We start from the raw sequence: 20621 nt of genomic DNA, 5'->3' as shown, positions 1-20621 counted from the left end.
CCACCGGCGCAGGAAGCCCGCGACTTCAGTCGTGGGTGGAGTCACGAAGACCAGGCTGTCGCGCGCGCGAGATCTGCGAGCTCAGCAGCTCGCTACCCGGTGGACGCCGGAACGGCTCTGAGTACTGCCCAGCGATCCCCAACTCGCTCCTGCGCGGCCACCTGCGCGACGAACGCCCGTACCGGCGCCAGCAGCCGGAGCCTGCGACCGTCAGGCGTGTCCTGCGATTGGACGAATGACTGCTCGACGAGTCCGGCCAGCAGTTGAAGTGCACAACCGGATTGGCGGTGGAACTCAACCGTGGTTTCCACGTCGGCCAGGCTGAACTCGCCCTCCCACTGGGCAAGATGACGCAACAGCAGTCGCTCGTTCGTGCTGAGGCGGTCATGCGCCCAGACGAACGCGGACGTGAGGCTCTCATACCTCCGGGGTACGCCCGTGGCCGGGGCCAGCAGACACTCCAAGCCTGTGTCCAGTCGTTCGGCGAGTTCGGGGAGGGAGAGAACCCGCAGCCGGGTCGCTGCCAGTTCGATGGCCAGCGGCAGTCCGTCGAGGCTACGGCAGATCCGTGCTACCAGCGCCTGGTGCCCGACGCCTGCGCGGAAACCGGGGGTCGCCTGCGCGGCCCGCTGCACGAACAACCGGGTTGCGGCTGTCTCCTCGTCCGCCACCGGAGTGGGCAGGGGACCCAGCGGCCACGTCACCTCTCCGCTGATGCGCAGCGGCGCCCGCGAGGTGGCCAGCACGGTGCTGCCCGGCTGGGAGAGCAGCCTGCGGGCCAAAGCAGCCACGCTCGGCTGGTGCTCGCAGTCGTCCAGTACGACAAGGGTGTGCCGTCCGGTGCCGGGGCCGGGCAGCGTGTCGGGGGCCATGGTCCCGGCCGTGGCGGGGTCAATGACAGTCACCCCGTGCGCGAAACGGGCGGCCAGTGTCTGCGCCGTGGCCAGGGCGAGCGCTGACTTGCCACAGCCGCCGGGGCCCGTGATGGTCACCAGCCCGCCCCGCATCGTGAGTGCAGCAAGTTCGGCATGCTGCTGCTCTCGTCCGACAACACTGACGTACGGCTGTGGACCCTGCCACCGGGGCTGCGGGAACACCGTGTCCCGGCCTGTGTCGGCTGCCGCGAAGATCTGGTCGTGCAGCGCCCGCAGTTCCTCACAGGGCCCGACCCCTAGCTCGCCGTCGAGGAGGGCGGACAGCTCTTGATAGGTCGCCAGCGCTTCTTTGACGCGCCCACAACGGTGCAGAACCGTCATCAGTCGGCCCCACCGGTGCTCACGATACGGCTCCGCACGCACCAGCTTCCTGAACTCCGCGACGAGGTGTGCCGGTTCACGGACATCGAGGTACGCGTCCATCAGCTCGTCCTCGGCCGACAGGCGCAACTCCCGCAGCCCGGCTGCCTCGTCCCGCAGGGTCTGCGTCATCTCCAGAGTCTCCAGAACCTCGCCCCGCCACAGGTTCAGAGCCGTTGTGAAGCCTCGCACAGCCTCCTGCGGACGGCCGGTACGCGCGGCGGTACGGGCCTTGGCGACGAGGTGGGCGAAAAGAGCCGCGTCGAGGTCCTTTGTCGCGACTTGAACCCGGTATCCGCCATGCGCGGCCGTCAGCAGGGTGTCGCCCAGATGCTCGCGCAGAGTCGAGACATAGGAGTGAAAATTGGCCCGGGCCGACGCCGGCGGTGCGTCTTGCCACAGCGTGTCGGTCAACTCGCGTGTGGAGACAGTGCGGCCGTTGCACAGCAGCAGCATGGCGAGCAGGAGACGGGGTTTGCGGCGCCGTAGCACCAGCGGTTCCCCTGTCTCCGTACGCACGTGCAATGGCCCGAGTATGCGGTACTTCACTGGAACATCCCCGTGTTCAGCGATCAACTGTCACTGCAATGGGGAGTCCGAAATCCGTCCTGTGGGTTGCCCGGGCAGCCTGACTCTTTGCCCGTTGAAGACTTCGCTGTTTGCAGACCTTTGAGCAGGACGCCATGCGCCCCGCCATACAGAGGTGCATGGCGGGGCGCGGGGCGATGAACGCGTACGTGGTCAGAGCACCTTGGAGAGGAACGACTTGGTGCGATCGTGCTGGGGGTTCGTCAGGACCTCGCGCGGGCGGCCGGCTTCGACGACAACGCCGTCGTCCATGAACACCAGAGAGTCGCCGACCTCGCGGGCGAAGCCCATCTCGTGTGTGACGACGATCATCGTCATGCCGTCCTCCGCGAGGTCCCGCATCACATCGAGGACCTCGCCGACGAGCTCCGGGTCGAGTGCCGAGGTCGGCTCGTCGAAGAGCATCAGCTTCGGGTCCATCGCCAGCGCCCGGGCGATCGCCACGCGCTGCTGCTGGCCGCCGGAGAGCTGGGAGGGGTAGTTGCCGGCCTTGTCGGCGAGGCCGACGCGGTCGAGCAGCTCCCGTGCGCGCTCCTTGGCCTGGGCCTTGCTCGTGCCCTTGACCTGGACCGGCGCCTCCATGACGTTCTCAAGGGCCGTCATGTGCGGGAACAGGTTGAACCGCTGGAACACCATGCCGATTTCCCGGCGCTGCTGGGCGACCTCGCTGTCCTTGAGCTCGTACAGCTTGTCGCCCTTCTGGCGGTAGCCGACCAGCTCGCCGTCGACGTACAGCCGCCCGGCGTTGATCTTCTCAAGGTGGTTGATGCACCTGAGGAACGTCGACTTGCCGGAGCCGGAGGGGCCGATGAGGCAGAACACCTCGCCGGTCTGCACCTCCAGGTCGATGCCCTTGAGGACCTGTACCGCGCCGAAGGACTTGCGGACGCCCTCGGCCTTCACCATTGCGTTCATGGGTTATCGCCGCCAGCTGGAGAGGGGGATCATGTTGGCCTTGATCTTCTGCCACGGCGTCGGCGGCAGCTGGCGCAGTGAGCCGCGGGCGTAGCGGCGCTCCAGGTAGTACTGGAAGACGCTGAACACGCTGGTCATGACCAGGTACCAGATGCACGCCACGAACAGCATCTCCATCACGGCGTACGACGTGGAGCCGATTGTGGAGGTGGCGCGCAGCAGTTCGTTGTACGTCACCGCGTACACCAGCGACGAGGTCTTCAACATGTTGATGAACTCGTTGCCGGTCGGCGGCACGATCACCCGCATCGCCTGCGGGATCACGATGCGGCGCAGCGTCTTCGCATGGCTCATGCCGAGCGCGTGCGAGGCCTCGGTCTGGCCCTCGTCGACGGCCATCAGACCGGCGCGGCAGATCTCCGCCATGTACGCCGCCTCGTTCAGGCCCAGGCCCAGCAGGGCGGCCATGAACGGGGTCATGACGTCGACCATCTCGTCCTTGTAGATCGGTCCGAGATTCAGCACCGGGAAGATCAGCGCCAGGTTGAACCAGAGGAGGAGCTGGACGTAGACCGGTGTGCCGCGGAAGAACCAGATGTAGACCCAGGCCACCCAGCTCGTCACCGGATTCTTGGACAAGCGCATCACGGCCAGGATCACGCCCAGGATCACGCCCAGGATCATTGCGAGGACGCTGATCAGCAGCGTGCGGCCGGCGCCCGGGAGGACCGTGTCGTCGAACACGTACTCACCGACCGCGTTCCACTGGATCTTCTCGGCGGTGGCGAAGGCGTTGACCAGCAGGGCCACCAGGGCCAGCACGACCACACCGCTGACCCAGCGGCCGTAGTGCCGCACCGGAATGGCCTTGATCGCCTCGGGCGGGAGGGCCCCGCCGTCCTTGGAGACGGCGGCCGACGGGTTGGCGTCGGCCTGCTCCTTGTCGAACTTGTCAGTCACTGTGACTGCCCTTCAGTCTTGCTCGGGACGGTCACTTGCCGCCGTTGATCGCGGCCTTGTCGATGGCGCCGGTCTCGGCGCCCCACTTCTCGAGGATCTTCTTGTACGTGCCGTCCTCGATGATGGCGTTGACAGCCTCTTCGAGGGCCGCGCTGAGCTGCTTGTTGTCCTTGTTCACCGCGATGCCGAACGGCTCGGCGGCGACCTGCTTGCCGACGACCTCGAAGGCGTTGCCGCCGTCGGCCTTGCGGGACAGGTCCACGGCCACCGGGTAGTCGTTGACGCCGGCGACCGCGCCGCCCGACTTCACGCGGGTCTGGGCCTCGGTGTCGTTCTCGAACGACTCGATGTCGATCTTCTTCTTGCCGCCGTCCGTGCAGGCCTTGGACTGGGTCTGCAGCGCCTTCTCGTACGTCGTGCCGCGCTGCACCGCCGCCGTCTGGCCGCAGAGGTCCTCGATCGAGTTGATCTTCTTCGGGTTGCCCTTCTGGACGTACACGGCGGTGCCGGCCACGAAGTAGTCGACGAAGTCGACGCCCGGGCCGAGCTTGTCGCCCTTGTCGTTCAGGCCCTCCTGGCGCTCTGGGGTGTCAGTGATGGAGGACATGGCCACGTCGTAACGGCCGGAGTTCAGGGAGGTGATCAGGTTGTCGAAGGAGCCGGAGGTGAACTGGAACTCCACCCCCAGCTTCTTGCCCAGCGCGGCGGCGATGTCGGGGTCGACGCCGACGATCTTCCCGCCCTCCTGGAATTCCATGGGCGCGTACTCGGCGTTCGTGCCGGCCTTTATGACGCCCGCGTCCTGGATCTTCTTGGGCAGCTTGTCGAACAGCGGGGCAGCGTTGGTCTTGGTGTCGCCGTCGTCCTTGTTCGTCTGGTCACCGCAGCCGGTGAGAATCAGGGCGCCTGCGACCGCGATCGAGCCGACCGCTGCCAGCCGGGAGCGCGTGGCGGTCGTACGACGGGTGGAGCGTGCGGTCATGGTGGGTTCCTCCGGCGGATGGGTGGAGTTGCCGATTCGGCGGGCGCCCGCCGATGGGATCGGCCGACGCCTTGGTTTCCTAGGTCGACGAGAGCACACACCTTCGAGTGCAGCGACCTCGTGTGATTACGGCATCTTGCCATTCGGACTTAGGCATTCAGGGCGCCCGCGATGTCAAAATCGGATAACGGGTGACTTCCGAACCGCCTCAGGTCGGACATCCTGGCCGCACCTTCTACGGGAATCTGCCCTTCCGGCCGAAAGATCTTCGGCGTATCCCGGGATGTGCGCGAGTTGTGGATCGGCCGCGACCCGTTGGGGGCCGACTGCCGGGTTGTTTTGCGTTTGACAGTTACTCTTTGCACTGTACGTCGTCGATTGTCGGCTTATTTGGTCATGAATCGCACCGGCATCGTCATCGGCTCGTGTCCGATTCGTGTCGTCCGCGTGCGTGTTTCCCTTCCGGTCATGTGATCTTGCACGTATTGGACTCGTCGTCGGCGGCGTCCGTCCGGTAAGAAGGTTCTTTACACCCCTCATCCGGGGCTCAGGGCGCGTGTGCGGCGCGCCCGTCGCGTATGTGCCCGTACGTCGTACGTCGCACGTATCAACGAGCAGGGTCATACGCGGTCCCGCCCACTTCTCACCAGGAGTGGTCCCACCCTCAAACCATGAACACTTAAGGGGTCAGACAAAGTGGCAGCGGAGATCGTCAATCCTCGCAGCGGCGGCAATACCGATCAGGACGGCGGGGTCGAACCCCTCGATTCCTTCGATCCGGCCTTCGCGCTGCACCGTGGCGGCAAGATGGCCGTGCAGGCCACCGTGCCGGTCCGCGACAAGGACGACCTGTCCCTGGCGTACACGCCCGGCGTCGCGAAGGTGTGCAGCGCGATTGCCGAGCAGCCGGAGCTCGTGCACGACTACACGTGGAAGTCGTCCGTGGTCGCCGTCGTGACCGACGGCACGGCCGTTCTCGGGCTCGGGGACATCGGGCCCGAGGCCTCCCTTCCGGTGATGGAGGGGAAGGCGATTCTGTTCAAGCAGTTCGGCGGCGTCGACGCCGTGCCGATCGCTCTCGCCTGCACCGGCGTCGACGAGATCATCGAGACCGTGGTGCGGCTCGCGCCGTCCTTCGGCGGTGTGAACCTGGAGGACATCTCGGCGCCCCGGTGCTTCGAGATCGAGCGCAGGCTCCAGGAGCGGCTGGACATTCCGGTCTTCCACGACGACCAGCACGGTACGGCCGTCGTCACGCTGGCCGCGCTGCGGAACGCCGCGCGGCTGACCGGGAAGGGGCTCGGGGATCTGCGGGCCGTCATCTCGGGGGCCGGTGCGGCCGGTGTCGCCATCGCGAAGATGCTGGTCGAGGCCGGCATCGGGGATGTCGCCGTGGCCGACCGCAAGGGCATCGTGTCGGCCGACCGGGACGACCTGACGTCGGTCAAGCGGGAGCTTGCCGGGTTCACGAACAAGGCGGGCATCACCGGGTCGCTGGAGGCGGCTCTGGAGGGTGCGGACGTCTTCATCGGCGTGTCCGGCGGTACGGTGCCGGAGGAGGCCGTCGCCTCCATGGCCGAGGGCGCGTTCGTGTTCGCCATGGCCAACCCGAACCCCGAGGTGCACCCCGACGTCGCGCACAAGTACGCGGCGGTCGTGGCGACAGGGCGGTCGGACTTCCCGAACCAGATCAACAACGTGCTGGCGTTCCCGGGGATCTTCGCGGGGGCGCTGCAGGTTCGGGCGTCGCGGATCACCGAGGGCATGAAGATCGCTGCGGCCGAGGCGTTGGCTGCTGTGGTGGGGGACGACCTTGCCGCGGACTACGTCATTCCGTCGCCGTTCGACGAGCGGGTGGCGCCGGCGGTCACTGCCGCGGTGGCCGCGGCGGCTCGGGCGGAGGGGGTTGCTCGGCGGTAACCGGCCCTGCCGGGAGCTGAGCTGTACTGAGCTGCGCTGGATGGCCTCGCCCTGGTGGGCGGGGCCGTCTTTTTGGGTGCGGCCGATTGGGTGGGGTGCCTGCGGGTGCCTGCGGCGGTGGGGCGGGGGGTGCCTGCGGGTGCCTGCGGCGGTGGGGCGGGGGATGCCTGCGGCGGCCTGTTGCGGTGCGTGGGGGGTCGCGTAGTGCGGTTCGTCCCCTTGCCGCCATACGCGGGTGCCGCGCCGTGGGGGTGCGCCGGGCACATCAGGTTTCGTGGCTCGTCAAGCGGGCGTGTCTCACAGGGAGCCGTGGTTCCGTCGGTCGGCCGGGGAGCCTATCGTCAAGGTCATGTTCGCTGTCTACGCCGCCCGAATCGACCGCGACGAGCCGCTCTCCGGACTGGAGTTGGGGGAGCGTCCGGCCCCTGAGGCCCGCGTCGGTTGGAGTACCGTCAACGTCAAGGCCGCCTCGCTCAATCATCACGACCTCTGGTCACTGCGGGGCGTGGGTCTGCCCGAGGAGCGGTTGCCGATGATCCTCGGCTGTGATGCCGCCGGGGTCGACGAGGACGGCAACGAGGTCGTCCTGCACTCTGTGATCGGACAGAGTGGGCATGGGGTGGGGCCCAAGGAGCCGCGGTCGATCCTGACGGAGCGGTATCAGGGGGCCTTCGCCGAGCAGGTCGCCGTGCCCACGTGGAATGTGCTTCCCAAGCCGAAGGAGCTGTCCTTCGAGGAGGCGGCCTGTCTGCCCACGGCCTGGCTGACCGCCTATCGGATGCTGTTCACCAACGCGGGCGTACGGCCCGGGGACTCGGTGCTGGTGCAGGGGGCCGGGGGCGGCGTCGCCACCGCTGCCATCGTGCTCGGGAAGGCCGCGGGGCTGCGGGTCTTCGCCACCAGCCGGGATGAGGCCAAGCGGAAGCGGGCCGTGGAGCTGGGGGCCGTGGAGGCGGTGGAGTCCGGGGCTCGGCTGCCGGAGCGGGTCGATGCCGTGATCGAGACCGTCGGTGCCGCCACCTGGTCGCACTCCGTGAAGTCGCTGAAGCCCGGGGGCACGCTGGTGATCTCCGGTGCCACGAGTGGGGACCGGCCCTCGCATGCCGAGCTCACGCGGATCTTCTTCCTGGAGTTGAAGGTCGTCGGGTCCACGATGGGGACGAAGGACGAGCTGGAGGATCTGCTGGCCTTCTGTGCCGCCACGGGGGTGCGGCCGGTGATCGATGAGGTGCTTCCCATGGAGCGGGCCCGGGAGGGCTTCGAGCGGATGGCTTCGGGAGAGCAGTTCGGGAAGATCGTGCTCACCAACTGACAGTGCCGGTAGTGGTGGTTGCGCTTTGCGGCGGGTTCGGGGCTTTGCCTCGTGCCCGCCGTTTTTGTTTGTCAACTGGGGTTGACGAGGGCCGCTCTGTCAACTTAGGTTGACGGTATGGGTGAAGCCACAGATCTTGCCGAGCGGGCCGGGGACCGCGATCCGCGGGTCGGGTTGCGGGCCGTAGCGGCGTTGCGCCGGTTGTTGGAGCAGCTGGAGGCGGTGCAGGTGCGCAGTGCGCGCAATCAGGGGTGGTCGTGGCAGGAGATCGCCGCGGAACTCGGGGTCAGCAGGCAGGCCGTGCACAAGAAGTACGGGAGGCGTTGATGTTCGAGCGGTTCACGAAGGACGCCCGTGCGGTGGTGACGGGGGCGGTCGAGCAGGCCGGAGAGGGAAGCGTCGATGCCGAGCATCTGCTGCTTGCCCTGCTCGACCGGGAGGGGAGCCGGGGCTCGTTCGTGCTGGCCGCGCTCGGGGGTGGGGCCTGGCTGGACTCCGTGCGGCGGGAACTGGGCGAGGCTCGGCGCAGGGGCGGGCTGTCCCAGGCCGAGTCCGATGCGCTGGCCGGGCTGGGGATCGATGTCGCGGAGATCGTCGCCCGGGTGGAGGAAGCGCACGGGGTCGGGGCGTTGTCCGGGAACCCCAAGGACAAGGGGTGGTGGTCGGGGCGGCCGTCGTTCGGCCGGGGTGCCAAGGATGTGCTGGAGCGGGCCTTGCGTATCGCAGTCGCCCGTCGGGACCGGCACATCGGTGACGAGCACATCCTGCTGGCGCTCGTGAGCCGCCCCGGCGTGCCCGCCGAGGTGCTCGCCGATCACGGAGTGACGTACGAGTCCGTCACCTGGGTGCTGTATGGCGGGGGACAGGCCAAGGCCGGTTGAGTTGAAGTGGGCGGGTCCGGGCGGGCGGACGTGGGCGGGCGGACGTGGGCGGCGGGGGTCGGCGGGGTGCCGGCCCGGGGCCCCGCTGGGGGCCGCCGGACCGGGCAGTGCCGCAGAAGCGGCTGCCGTACCGCCCAGGGGGCCGGCGTCACTGCCTCGGCGTGCGCAGTAGGGCACCGATGTGGGCCGCCGCCGTCGACAAGTGGCGGCGGGCGTCCCTGAGCTGGTCTGGGGTGACGCCGTGGTCCCTCGCCGCGTCGCGGATGTCGTCGCGGAAGCGGTCGAGCAGGCGGTCCAGGTCGCGGGTCGGGTCGTCGGTGGGGGGCTCGTGGGCCCAGGTGGGCTCGTAGTCGGCGGGGAAGTCCTCGGGGGTGTCCGAGTAGTCGGGCTGGTGCTGGGGGGACTTCGTGGTGTCCTGGCGGCCGAAGCCGAAGTCGCGGCCGAACTCCTTGCCGTAGTCCTTGCCGAATTCGCCGAACTCCTTGGCCAGCTCGGTCAGGCCCTCCCGTACGCCCGTCGGCCAGTCGCCGCGGACGAAGTGGTCCTGTACGTGTTCCTGGACCCGGCGGGCGATGCGCTGGACCTCCTCCTGGGCCTCGGTGCGGGCGCGGTCCTGGGCCTCCTTGGCCTGGCGTCGGGCGCGCTGGGCCTCCTCGCGGGCGCGGCGGCTCTCGTCCTTGGCGCGTCGGGCCTGTTCCTTCCACTCCTGCTTGGCGCGGCGCATCTCCTCCTTGGCGGCGCGCCAAGCCTCCTTGTCGGTGTAGTCGGAGAGGTCGGAGAAGGGGGTGTCCGGCCGGGGGCCGTTGCCCTGGCGGGCCTCGGAGGCCGCCGCTCGCATCTCGCGGCGCAGGTCACCGGCCGCGCCGCGTACGTCGGCCCGGATCTCGGCGGCCAGTTCGGCGACCGACTCCCTGATCTCCAGCTCAAGGTCGGCCAGTTCGCCGGAGCGGTCGGCCAGTTCGGCGCGGCCGGCGTCCGTGATGGCGTAGACCTTGCGGCCGCCCTCGGTGGTGTGGGTGACCAGGCCCTCGGCCTCCAGCTTGGCGAGGCGGGGGTAGACGGTGCCTGCCGACGGGGCGTACAGACCCTGGAAGCGCTCTTCGAGGAGGCGGATCACCTCGTAGCCGTGGCGGGGGGCCTCGTCCAGCAGCTTCAGCAGATAGAGGCGGAGGCGGCCGTGGGCGAAGACGGGAGGCATGTCAGAGCACCTTCTTGTCGGTCGTGCCGTCGGCCGGGGCGTGGGGTGCGGACTGGGGTGGGGTGTCCGTCGCGTCGGTGTCCTGGCCGGAGACGGAATTGTCCCCCGAGGTGTCGTGCCGGTGGGGCAGCGGGTCGGTCGTCGGGTCCGTGGCCGGCGGCTCGGGCTCCTCCCAGGCCTCCGCCTCCCACGGCTCGTCCTCCCTCGGCGGGCGGCGCAGCAGGGCGATCGAACCGGAGACCGTCGTCGCCCGGAGCTTGCCGGTGCCGGCGCCCAGGCGGCCGGTGATCTTGTGCGCTCCCCACTGGCCGTGCACCCGCAGGCCCTCGAAGGCGTTGGAGATCCTGCCGCTCGCGGTGTTGGCCTCGACGTCCGCGTCCGCCGGGGCCGGCAGCCGGATGGCGATCTCGCCCGAGACGCTGGTCAGCCGGACGTCGGTCGGGCCCTCCGGGTCGAGGTCGACGATCATGGAGCCGCTGACCGAGTCCGCCTTCACGGAAGGGCCCGAGCCCTCGACGACCGTGAGGTCGCCGGAGACGGAGTTGAAACGGAGGTCGCCGGTGACGGCCTGGGCCTCCAGGTTCCCGGAGACGGTGTCGGCGCGGACCGGGCCGGACAGGCCGACGAGGGTCGTGTCACCGGTGACGCCCTTGACGACCGACGGGCCGTGGATCCCGGAGACCACCGCGCCGGCGCCGACCACCCCCACCTCGACGCGGGTGCCGGCCGGCACCGCCAGGGAGACCACCGCGCTGCGGCGCCAGCCCTTGCGGTCGAGCCACTTGAGGAAGCCCTTCCAGGGCAGGTCCTCGTACGCCACCGTCAGTGTGCCGTCCCGCTGGGTGACGATCAGGGGCGGGCCCTCGATCTCGGAGACCTCCAGGCGGGCGGAACCTTCGTCCGTCCCCACGACGTTCACCGTTCCGTTGACGACGCGCACCCGGAGCTCGCTCACCGGCTCGTCGAAGGTGAGCTTCCTGGGCTCTGCTACGGACCACTCGGACATGGTGCGGACCTCCTGGGCGACCGGACGCGGCCGCACGGGCCGGACGGGAAACGCGACACGCCATATCGCGTCTTACGAAAAACACGATATATCGCGGTGAGGGAAAGTCAAGGCACTCGTTCTGGTGATCACAAATCTCGCGAGGTGGACAAAGCGGCCTAGCGTGTTGTCGTGTCGACGGAACAGTCCAGGACCGCTCGTCAGGCCCGCCCCGCCCCGGGCGCCCTGCTGCTCTGCCGCGCGGAGCCCGAGTCCGTCGCCCCCGCCGCCCGGCTGCTGCGTGAGGACATGCTGCTCGCGTCGGCCGGCGGGGAGTGGAGCGTGCTCGTTCCCGAGGGCCGGCCGTGGCTCGGGGGCGGCGAACCCGTCGACCGCGTCCTCACCGGCTGGGCCTCCGCCCTCGCCGTCGGCGCGCCCTGGCCCGTCCTCGCACTGTGGTGGGACGCCGACCGCGCCGGATACGCCCTGGCCTCCGGCTTCCGCCGTCCCGTCGGCTACGTGTGGCTCGCCAACGGCACCCCGGCCGGCGAGGACGAGGCCATGCGCACCTTCGCCGGGCGGCTCGGGCTCGACCCGGTCCTGGACATGCAGTCCCTGGAAACGCTGACGCGCCCCGACTCCGCGGCCGACGCACGGGCACGCATGCGTGGCCTGATCGCCGTCCTCACGCGCGCGGGCCTGTCCCTGCCCGTCGGCCTCCTCCCCGGCGAGGACGCCGACAGCCTCCAGGAGGCCGCCCGCGACCAGCCGCACATCCGTCTGGTCTCGTGGTCGGGTCGGCTGCACGCCCTGCGCGCGGAGCTCGACGCCGTCGAGGGCCGCCACCTCGGCCCCTGGCTGCCCTGGGCCGGCGGTCCCCGCTCACCCGCCCTCGCCCTGGCCCAGGTCGCGGCCGGTCTGCCCCTCACCGTCTGGGGTCTGCGGCGCCGCAGCGGTGGCTGGGCCGTGGCGGGGGCGGTGCTGCTGGCGCACGGCGCGCTGGGGCTGGCGTACGGCCTCACGCACGTACCCGACTGACGCCGGGGAAGGTCCGGCACGGCGCGGCATACCCTGAGGGAGTAGGTCCCGAGGGCTTGTCCCGTCAGTATCAGGAGCAAGAGTTGTACTTCACCGACCGTGGCATCGAGGAACTGGAGAAGCGGCGCGGCGAGGAGGAGGTCACCTTCGAGTGGCTCGCCGAGCAGCTGCGGACGTTCGTCGATCTCAACCCGGACTTCGAGGTGCCGGTGGAACGGCTGGCGACGTGGCTGGCCCGCCTGGACGACGAAGACGACGACTAGGGATCCCGTCACCTGCCGGCGCCCGCCCCGGCCGCCCCCCCCCGCGGCCGACACCCGCCTACTCCTGCGCGACGCCCGCATACTTCCGCAACCAACCTGGGTATTAGCCTCGTCGCTGTTCAAGTGGGCGCCGTCCGGGATCGGTTGACCTGGCGGCTCGGGCTCTTCGGGGGAGCGTTATGAGTCACATCCAGGACGTCGAACTGCCGGACGGCACGGTGATCACCGCCAGGATCGGCGCGGCCGACCCCTACGACGACCAGGAGGACGTCGGCTTCACCGAGGCCGCCGTAGCCAAGGTCGAACAGCTCCAGGAGCTGATCAAGGCCGTCGGCGGCACCGTGCTCGACGCGGCCCGGGCGGCCAGGCCGGACGAGGCCTCGATCACCTTCGGCGTGGAGCTGACCGCCAAGGAGGGCCTCGCGGTCGCGGTGCTCGCGCGTGGGGAGGCCAAGGCGTCCCTGGAGGTCACCCTCACCTGGAAGTTCGATCGCGGCGGCGCGGAGGAGGGCGACCGGAGAGCGGTCGACGCATGAGCGAGCGGCACGATCGTCTCTTCGAGCTGGTCAGGGCGGCCACCGTCCATCTGCTCCCGGCCGGCGGCAAGGACGGCCCCCTGTGGGGCAGCGGCTTCTTCGTCGCGCCCGGCTGGGTGCTGACCGCCGCCCATGTGCTGTGCCGGCACCTCGCGGCGGACCGCACGGCCGCCTTCCGGGTGCGCGGCGAGGGCGTCGACGCCGAGGCCCGGCTCGCGGACTGGCTGATCACCGACCCGCGCAACCCCAAGGTCCCGCTGGCCGAGGACCTGGCCCTGGTCCGGCTGACCGGCGAGCACCCGCACGAGTGCGTGTGGCTCACCGACCGCGCCGCCCGTCACTCCGGCGCCCTGAAGGCCTGTGGCTACTACCCCGGCCCGCCCGAGGCCCACTTCCGCATGGTGGACGCCGTGGTCAACGGCCAGGAGGACACGCACGGGCTGATCATCAAGCCCGACATCGACCTCCAGAGCGGGATGTCGGGGGGACCGCTGCTCGACCCGGAGTCGGGAGCCGTCGTAGGGCTGATCAAGTCGAAGCGCAGGGACAAGGACGGCGGCAAGGCGGTGGCCATCGCCGCGCTGCGCCGCTTCGGGGAGACCTACCGCACGGTCATGGCCGCCCATGACCGCTGGCACGGCGAGGAGCCGGTGTCGGAGAGCGGGGACAACTGGATCGACCTCCAGGGCGGACCCGCGGACGGCCAGGGCGCCGCCTGGACACCCCGCGACCGGCGCCAGGCACTCGCCCTGCTGGCCGAACTGCCGCCCCCGCCCGACGAACCCACCGTCAACGTCATCGCCAGGGAGGCGCGCAGCGGCAACAAATGGCCCGGCGCCACACCCGAGCTGCGGACCTGGCGCGACGGCCACGGCCTGCTCTACGCGGGCACCACCCCGCTCGACCCGCTCACCTTCCTGCGCTACCTCGGCCTCGTCGAGGCCCACGCACGCGCGCGTGACGCCGCGAACCCCGCCCTCGCCGACTGGATCACCAGGCGGCTGCGCCGGGACCCCCGCAAGGACCTGCACGCACTGGCCCGGAACGTCGCCCTCCCCGACGAACTCCTGCCACCCCCCGCGGACCACGGCCCGGAACGCGTCGTGATCTCCTATCCCGGCCCCGGCGAGGGCCCCGTCGTGGCCCTGCTGCTGGACCCGGTGATCAGCGCGCAGCCCGTCCGGTTCTTCTGGCAGATCTGGTACGACGACGGCGACGGCCTGCCCGAACTCCACGAGGCCGACCCCTCCGTGCACGGCTGCCGGCCCGACGAACTCGTCCAGGCGCTGCGCGTCCCGCTGGGCGGACTGCTGGAGTCCAAGGACCGGGAGGGCCAACCCGTACCGCTCGAAGTCGGACTGCCCGCCGAGCACTTCGACACCGCCGTGCACCGCTGGCGGTTCGCGGACATCGCCGCGCTGAACGACCCCGGGCACCTGGGCGCACGCCGTCGCCTCGTGCTGCGCGCTCTCGAGCGCCGGGGATATCCGGACAACCTCTGGCGCGACCGCTGGCAGGGCATCACGGCCGGGCGGCGCTTCGAGGGCTGGCGCATGCCCCCGCCGGGCGCCGTGGACGCCACCGGCTACCAAGCCGCCGAGCGTCACCGCATCCCCGTGATGTGCCGCCCGGCCGGCCAGGGCACCGGCAACGTCGCCATGAAGCACGCGCTGCGCGGCGGCCACCCCGTGGCGCTCTGGCACACCGGCCCGCACCCCGAGCGCGGCGCCTGTCCGCCGGAGTGCGACACGCTCCACGCGCGCGTGGAGAAGTTCCTCGAGACGCTCGGCTCGCTCGCCGAACTCCCCGACCGGCTGCGGCACGTACGGCAGGACATCAGCGAACAACGGCCCGACAGCGCCTGGGCCGAGCCGCTCGCCCTGCTCTACGACGACCCGCGCCGCCCGCTCCCGGCCGAGGAGACCGAAACCGTGGACGCACCGCTGTGAACAGCGTCGAGGCCTGGCCGAAATCCCCGGTGTACCACGGCAGTTCCGGGTATGTTTCCAAGGGCCCGCTGCGGGCGCACGACGCTCCCTTCGGCCAGGACGTGGACCACCACCGACCGTCGACGAGGAGCGCACCATGAGCGAGTGGTTCATCTACCGGGGCGTCGGGGAGCCGGATCCGGCCAGGATCGACGCGCTGCCCGAACCACCGCCCTGGCGGAAGTTCGACGCCACGCCCGTCGACTACGAGGTCCCGCAGCTCGACTCCGCCACCCACCGCAGGCTCGGCGAGCGCACCGTCCCGCTGCCCGTCCAGGACCCCGACGCCCTCGAACTCGTCAACGCCGCCCTGTACCTGAGGCGCCCGCTGCTCGTCACCGGCGAACCCGGTGTCGGCAAGTCGACACTCGCCCACTCCGTCGCCTACGAGCTCGACCTCGGCCGGGTCCTGGAGTGGCCGATCGTCAGCCGCAGCGAACTGCGCGACGGCCTCTACACCTACGACGCCATCGGCCGCCTGCAGGACGCCCAGCTGCCCGGCGAGGAAGGCGCCCAGGACATCGGCCGGTACATCAAGCTCGGCCCGCTCGGCACCGCGCTGCTCGCCGCCGACAAGCCCCGGGTGCTACTCATCGACGAGCTCGACAAGAGCGACATCGACCTGCCGAACGACCTGCTGAACGTCCTGGAGGAGGGCCGCTTCGCCATCCCCGAGCTGGAGCGCATCGCCGACCGCGACCCCGAGGTACGCGTCCTCACCGACGACGGGCGCCGGGTCACGGTGACCGGCGGTCAGGTCCACTGCCACGCCTTCCCGTTCGTCATCATGACCAGCAACCGCGAGCGCGAGTTCCCCGCCGCCCTGATGCGCCGCTGCATCCCGCTCGACCTCAAGGCCCCGCGCGACGAAAGGCTCGCCGCCCTGGTCCAGGCCCACTTCGGGCACGGCGCCTACGAGGCCAACCGCGACCTCGTCGACCAGTTCACCCAGTCCGAGGCGGACGGCGCGCTGCGCCCCACCGACCAGCTGCTCAACGCCATCTTCCTCGCCCAGCACGCCGCCCGGGAGGCCGACCGGCGCCGCGAGGAGATCTCGGAACTGCTGATGCAGCCCCTCGACCGAGGGCCCCGCTAGCCATGACGCCCCGCGCCCCCGACCTCCCGGCCGACGGCGTGAGCCCCGTGCTCACGGCGCTGGTCGCGCGTATGCGGGACGCGGGCATCCCACCCGGCGTCGAGGAACTGGCCGACGCCCTGTGGCTGGCCCGCTGGCTGCCGGCCTCCCCGGACCGGGCCGGCAGGGCGAAGACGGCCCCCGCGCCCGGCCCGGAACCGGCCCTCGGCACCGGCACACTCCCCCCGCTCCCATCCCGGCCCCCCGGCACGCCCGCCGAGGACGACGAGGAGCGGCAGCCCGACAGCGCCCGCCTGTTCGCGCCCGGCCCGGGCGGCGACGGCACCGACGTCCGGATGACCCCGGTCCGCGTCCCCGCCGCACCGGCCCTGCCCGAACCCCTCGCCCTGCAACGAGGGTTACGGCCCCTCCAGCGCTACCGCGCCCCCGTCCGCCCCGTCCCGCGCACCCTCGACGAGCACGCCACCGCCGAGCGCGCCGCCGAGTCCGGCCTCGTCCTGCCCGTCCTGCGCACCGACCGGCGCCGCGAGGCCCGGCTGCTGCTCCTGATGGACGTCTCCACCTCGACGGTCGTATGGCAGCAGGCCCTCGACGAACTGCGCCAGGTCTGTGCCCGCGCCGGCGCCTTCCGCGAGGTGCAGGTGCGCTATCTGCACGAGGCGCCCGGCGGCCGCCCCGGCTGCGCGGCCGGCCCCGAGCCCGGTGCCGCCCTGCACGCACCGGAGCAGCTCAGCGACCCCACCGGACGCCGGGTCACCCTGCTCCTCAGCGACTGCGCCGGGCCCATGTGGCGCAGCGGACAGGTGCAGCGGCTGCTGCACCGCTGGGCCGGCACCGCGCCCGTCGCCGTCGTACAGCCGCTGCCGCAGCGGATGTGGCTGCGCACCCATCTGCCCGCCCGGCGTGGGGTGTTGCACCGGCGTGAAGGCCCGGCCGGATCGCTGCTGTTCCGGCCCGACAAGGAGCCGGTGGCCTGCGGCGCGCTGCCCGTACCCGTGCTCGCGCTGCGGCGGGAGTCGGTGGAGGGCTGGGCGCGGCTGGTGTCCGGCGCGACGGGACAGTCGCTGTCCGCCGCGGCCGGCTGGGTGCGGGCCGACCATCCCGCGTCCGCGGCGCCGGTGCGGGCCGCGCAGGAACGCAGCGGAGCGGACCGCGTTCGCACGTTCTGGCGCCCGGCGTCGTCCGAGGCGCGCCGCCTCGCGGTGTACCTGTCCGCGGTGCCGCTGTACCTGCCGGTGATGCAGCTCGTCCAGCACGCCATGCTGGCCGGGAGCGGACCGGACGTCCTGTCCGAGGTGCTGCTCAGCGGGCTGCTGCGGCGGCGGGAGGACGCGGACGATCCACGGGCCGTGCGCTACGACTTCCTGCCGGGGGTGGCGAGCGAGCTGCGCTCCCGGCTGTCGGTCGACGAGGTGGAGCTGCTGTTCAAGCACTGCTCCGAGTACGTGGAACGGAAGTTCGGGCGCAGCGCGCGGAACTTCCCCGCGCTCGCGGGCGCGTTCCTGCGGGGCGCGGTGCCGCCGGGCGCGGCCCCGGAACAGCTCATGGGCCCGGGCGAGCGGGAACCGGCCGGGCTGCGGGCCTTCGCCGAGGTGTCGGCCGAGGTGCTCAGGGACCTGGGGGCGCGGCTGCCCGCGGCGGCGGGCGCCACGGCGGCCGGGCAGAGCGCGACGGAACTGCTCGATCTGGGCCGGAAGGCGCTGGCGCGGTTCAACGGCGAGGGGCTCACCCGGGAACTCGACGCCGCGGTGGAGTACGCACGGCAGGCGGTCGCGGTCGCGGGCTCGGGCGGCGAACGGGTCACCGCCGGCGAGGAGCTGGCCCAGGCGCTGCTCGCCCGGTGGCGGGTGCGCCGCGTGGGCGAGGACCTGCGGGAGGCGTGGGAGACGCTCGACGGCCGGGCGGTCACGATGCGCGGCCGGCTCGTCCTCGGACTGGTGCACTGGGCTCAGGCGCAGGAGGTGCGGGGGAGCGGGGTCGAGTTCGACGGGATCCCTGAGAGCCTGCGGGACTGGGCTCGGGGCGAGCCGGGGCGGGCGGCGGAGCGGGCGCGCGATGTACTGCTGTACCTGGCCGACCTCCACCTCGGCGCGGTCGTGGCCGACGAGGACACGGAGCCTGCGACACAGGCCCGCAGAAGCGCCGCAGCGGAGGCGCTCACCGGCGTACGCCGGTCACTGACGGACGTGGGACCCTACGCCCCGGACTGGCGCGTGCTGCACCTGCATCGGGCCGTCGACGCGGCGAACGTGTGGTTCCAGCTGTCCGGCTCCGTGCGCGCCCTGGTCGCCCGAGGACGGCTGTGGCTCGACCTGGCCCGGGAGCACGAGGGGTACGCACCGGTCGCCGACGCCGCCGCGGACGCGGCCGCGAGCGCCGCCGAGGACCTCATGGAGGCCGTCCGGGACGAGACCGCCCTGCCGGCCGCCGACCGCTGCCGGATCTGGCTGGACGTGGCCGCCGCCGTGGAGATCCCGCCGACCGAGCGCGAGGAGAGCCTGCTGCTGTACGCCGTGGAGCAGGCCGAGCGAGCCGCGGGCGACGACCCGGAGCTCAGGTTCGAGTGCCTGCTGCGGGCCGGGCGGATATACCGCGACCGCCACGACCAGACCGGAGGGCTGATCGAGCTCAACCGCGCCATCGAGGCATGGGAGCAGGCGGTGCGGCTGCTCGGTGAGGACGACCGGCGACGGCCGCGGACGCTGGCCGACCTCGGCCGGGCCCTGTACGTCCGGTTCGGCCTCAGAGGAGAGCCCGAGGACATCGGCGGGAGCGTCGACCATCTGCGTCAGGCGGTCGAGGAGTGCCTGCCGGACGACCCCCAGCTTCCGTGGCTGCGCCGGAACCTGGGGCGCGCCTACTACCGGCGCTACCTCTTTGCCGGTGTGCTGACCGACCTGTACGAGGCGGACTGGCTGTTCGCGGAGGCCGCCCGCGGATCCGAGCACCCATGGCTGCTCGCCCAGTGCCTGATCAACCGGGGCAACGTGGCCCGGCTGCGGTACGAGCGCACGGCGGCCGTCGCCGACCTGCACAAGGCCGTCGACTTCTTCAGCCAGGCCGTCGAGATCGCCGACGAGGCGGGCGAGGTGGAGCTGGTGGCCGCCGCCCTCACCGAACGGGGCCGGGCACGCGCCGCGATGGGCAGGGACTACGAGGCCCGTACCGACTACGACCGTGCCCTCGGCCTCACGGACGACCGCGACCGCATCCGTCTCCTGCGCGCGCTCCTGTCCCGTCAGTCCCCCGAAACGGCCGCCGAGTGACCTTCCCCGTCGACGACACCCACATACCCCTCCCGGAGATCGCACCCCCCGACCAGACCGACCACCCGGTACTGGCCGCGATCCTCACCGAACTCCGCGACCGGCAGCAGGACCCCCTCGTCGTCGCCCACTACGAAGACGCGCCATGACGACCCACCCGCACCCGCCCTGGCCGTACGCCCTGCTCGACACCACGGCCCACCGGCCCGTCCCCTTCCGGCAGTTCGTGCTGAAGGTGCACGGCCGGTGCAACCTCGACTGCACCTACTGCTACCTCTACCAGGGCCCCGACCACGGCTGGCGCGACCGGCCGGCCCGCACCCCCGAGCGCACCATGCGCCGCGTCGCGGACCGAATCGCCGAGCACGTCCGCGGCCACCGCCTCGACGCCATCCGCGTCGAACTCCACGGCGGCGAACCCCTCCTGACCGGCCCCGACCCCGTCCTCGCCTACGCCGACGCGGTGCGCGAGGCCGTCGACTGCCGGGTGACCGCAACCGTCCAGACCAACGGCACCCGGCTGACGGCGGGCGCCCTCGACCGCCTCGCCGCCGCCGGCATCCGGGTCGGCCTCAGCCTCGACGGCGGACGCGCCGCGCACAACGCCCGCCGGGTCGACCACGCCGGACGCCCCGCCTGGCCCGCCGCCCGCGCGGCTGCCGAGCGGCTCGCGGCACGACCGCGGGCGTACGCCGGAATCCTCTGCACGATCGACCTGGCCGTCGACCCCCTGGACGTCTACCGCTCGCTCCTCGCCCTGCGCCCGCCCGGCGTCGACTTCCTCCTCCCGCACGCCAACTGGGACCGGCCGCCGCCCGGCATCCCTGGCCGGCCCCCGGGCCGGCACCGGCCCACCCCCACGCCGTACGGCGACTGGCTCGCCGCCGTCTTCGACGCCTGGTGGGACGAGGGGCGGCTCAGCACGCGCATCCGGCTGTTCCAGGAGATCGCCGGGCTGCTGCTCGGCTCGCCCAGCCGCGCCGAGGCCGTGGGGCTCTCGCCGATGGCGGCCGTCGTGGTGGAGACGGACGGCGCCATCGAGCAGGTCGACTCGCTCAGGTCGGCGTACGAGGGAGCCTCGGAGACCGGGCTCGACGTCTTCCGGCACTCCTTCGACCAGGCCCTGCGCCACCCCGGCGTCGCCGCACGCCAGCTGGGGGAGCGGGCGCTGGCCGAAGAGTGTCTGGGCTGTCCCGTGGGCAAGGTGTGCGGGGGCGGGAACTACGTGCACCGGTACGCTCCCGGGACCGGGTTCCGGCACCCCAGTGTCTACTGCGCCGACCTGGAGCGGCTCGTCCGGCACATCGCACACCGGCTCCAGCGGACGTCACGCGCGGCTCGGTGACAGGAACAATGCTCAACTCATTACCTCTGGAACCCATTTGACGCACAATTGAA

Annotated in this window: 18 protein-coding genes; 12 read left to right on the top strand and 6 right to left on the bottom strand. The window is 71.4% G+C overall.

Features of this window, described 5'->3' with window-relative positions:
- Positions 1–92: 92 nt before the first annotated feature.
- From AQJ67_RS10990 to AQJ67_RS10975, 4 genes are all read right to left on the bottom strand, one after another.
- Entirely contained in the window at positions 93–1751 is a 1659-nt protein-coding gene (locus tag AQJ67_RS10990; protein WP_208614941.1) for an AfsR/SARP family transcriptional regulator, read from the bottom strand.
- Positions 1752–2036: 285 nt separating this feature from the next.
- Positions 2037–2798, bottom strand: coding sequence for an amino acid ABC transporter ATP-binding protein (locus AQJ67_RS10985; RefSeq protein ID WP_062717942.1), 762 nt, complete (start codon positions 2796–2798; stop codon positions 2037–2039).
- A 3-nt stretch (positions 2799–2801) separates the two neighbouring features.
- Complete coding sequence (locus tag AQJ67_RS10980; protein WP_062717940.1) at positions 2802–3758, bottom strand: amino acid ABC transporter permease; 957 nt, start codon at positions 3756–3758, stop codon at positions 2802–2804.
- A 31-nt stretch (positions 3759–3789) separates the two neighbouring features.
- On the bottom strand, positions 3790–4740 hold the full coding sequence (locus tag AQJ67_RS10975; RefSeq protein WP_062717938.1) for an ABC transporter substrate-binding protein: 951 nt from the start codon (positions 4738–4740) through the stop codon (positions 3790–3792).
- 696 nt (positions 4741–5436) lie between these two features.
- Here AQJ67_RS10975 and AQJ67_RS10970 point away from each other — a divergent pair.
- The 4 genes from AQJ67_RS10970 (at position 5437) to AQJ67_RS10955 (ending at position 8853) form a co-directional block, all read left to right on the top strand.
- Positions 5437–6660, top strand: coding sequence for an NAD(P)-dependent malic enzyme (locus tag AQJ67_RS10970; protein WP_062717936.1), 1224 nt, complete (start codon positions 5437–5439; stop codon positions 6658–6660).
- A 349-nt stretch (positions 6661–7009) separates the two neighbouring features.
- Positions 7010–7972, top strand: a complete 963-nt coding sequence (locus AQJ67_RS10965; protein ID WP_062717934.1) for a zinc-binding dehydrogenase — start codon at positions 7010–7012, stop codon at positions 7970–7972.
- Positions 7973–8089: 117 nt separating this feature from the next.
- A complete protein-coding gene (locus AQJ67_RS10960; RefSeq protein WP_030049537.1) occupies positions 8090–8299 on the top strand; it encodes a helix-turn-helix domain-containing protein in 210 nt (69 codons plus the stop codon).
- Positions 8299–8853, top strand: a complete 555-nt coding sequence (locus AQJ67_RS10955; RefSeq protein ID WP_062717933.1) for a Clp protease N-terminal domain-containing protein — start codon at positions 8299–8301, stop codon at positions 8851–8853. The genes AQJ67_RS10960 and AQJ67_RS10955 overlap by 1 nt, the downstream gene beginning before the upstream one ends.
- Before the next feature lie 148 nt (positions 8854–9001).
- Here the strand turns inward: AQJ67_RS10955 and AQJ67_RS10950 are convergent, their stop codons facing one another.
- The gene (locus AQJ67_RS10950) at positions 9002–10051 is read right to left on the bottom strand and encodes a PadR family transcriptional regulator (protein WP_062717931.1); all 1050 of its coding nucleotides are present in this window, start codon (positions 10049–10051) and stop codon (positions 9002–9004) included.
- 1 nt (position 10052) lies between these two features.
- A complete protein-coding gene (locus AQJ67_RS10945; RefSeq protein ID WP_062717928.1) occupies positions 10053–11057 on the bottom strand; it encodes a DUF4097 family beta strand repeat-containing protein in 1005 nt (334 codons plus the stop codon).
- A gap of 171 nt (positions 11058–11228) precedes the next feature.
- Between AQJ67_RS10945 and AQJ67_RS10940 the strand changes: the two genes are divergently transcribed.
- The 8 genes from AQJ67_RS10940 to AQJ67_RS10910 all read left to right on the top strand — a co-directional run bounded on the left by AQJ67_RS10940 (position 11229) and on the right by AQJ67_RS10910 (position 20568).
- Entirely contained in the window at positions 11229–12074 is an 846-nt protein-coding gene (locus AQJ67_RS10940) for a hypothetical protein (RefSeq protein ID WP_062717926.1), read from the top strand.
- 83 nt (positions 12075–12157) lie between these two features.
- Entirely contained in the window at positions 12158–12337 is a 180-nt protein-coding gene (locus AQJ67_RS10935; RefSeq protein WP_030049542.1) for a DUF6104 family protein, read from the top strand.
- Between the two features lie 179 nt (positions 12338–12516).
- Positions 12517–12873, top strand: coding sequence for a CU044_2847 family protein (locus tag AQJ67_RS10930; protein ID WP_062717923.1), 357 nt, complete (start codon positions 12517–12519; stop codon positions 12871–12873).
- A complete protein-coding gene (locus AQJ67_RS10925; protein ID WP_062717921.1) occupies positions 12870–14822 on the top strand; it encodes a VMAP-C domain-containing protein in 1953 nt (650 codons plus the stop codon). Before AQJ67_RS10930 ends, AQJ67_RS10925 begins: the two co-directional genes overlap by 4 nt.
- A gap of 136 nt (positions 14823–14958) precedes the next feature.
- Positions 14959–15957 carry an AAA family ATPase gene (locus AQJ67_RS10920; RefSeq protein ID WP_062717919.1) on the top strand — a complete coding sequence of 333 codons (999 nt, stop codon included), beginning with the start codon at positions 14959–14961 and terminating at the stop codon, positions 15955–15957.
- Between the two features lie 2 nt (positions 15958–15959).
- On the top strand, positions 15960–19223 hold the full coding sequence (locus tag AQJ67_RS10915; protein WP_062717917.1) for a tetratricopeptide repeat protein: 3264 nt from the start codon (positions 15960–15962) through the stop codon (positions 19221–19223).
- On the top strand, positions 19220–19372 hold the full coding sequence (locus AQJ67_RS47585; protein ID WP_159058751.1) for a hypothetical protein: 153 nt from the start codon (positions 19220–19222) through the stop codon (positions 19370–19372). Before AQJ67_RS10915 ends, AQJ67_RS47585 begins: the two co-directional genes overlap by 4 nt.
- On the top strand, positions 19369–20568 hold the full coding sequence (locus tag AQJ67_RS10910) for an FxsB family cyclophane-forming radical SAM/SPASM peptide maturase (protein ID WP_079055881.1): 1200 nt from the start codon (positions 19369–19371) through the stop codon (positions 20566–20568). The genes AQJ67_RS47585 and AQJ67_RS10910 overlap by 4 nt, the downstream gene beginning before the upstream one ends.
- The last annotated feature ends 53 nt before the right edge of the window (positions 20569–20621 follow it).

The organism is Streptomyces caeruleatus, assembly GCF_001514235.1.
In the GTDB taxonomy this organism is placed as follows: domain Bacteria; phylum Actinomycetota; class Actinomycetes; order Streptomycetales; family Streptomycetaceae; genus Streptomyces; species Streptomyces caeruleatus.
The sequence above is the reverse complement of the archived record's forward strand: the minus strand, read 5'-3'. Positions and strand labels throughout refer to the sequence as shown.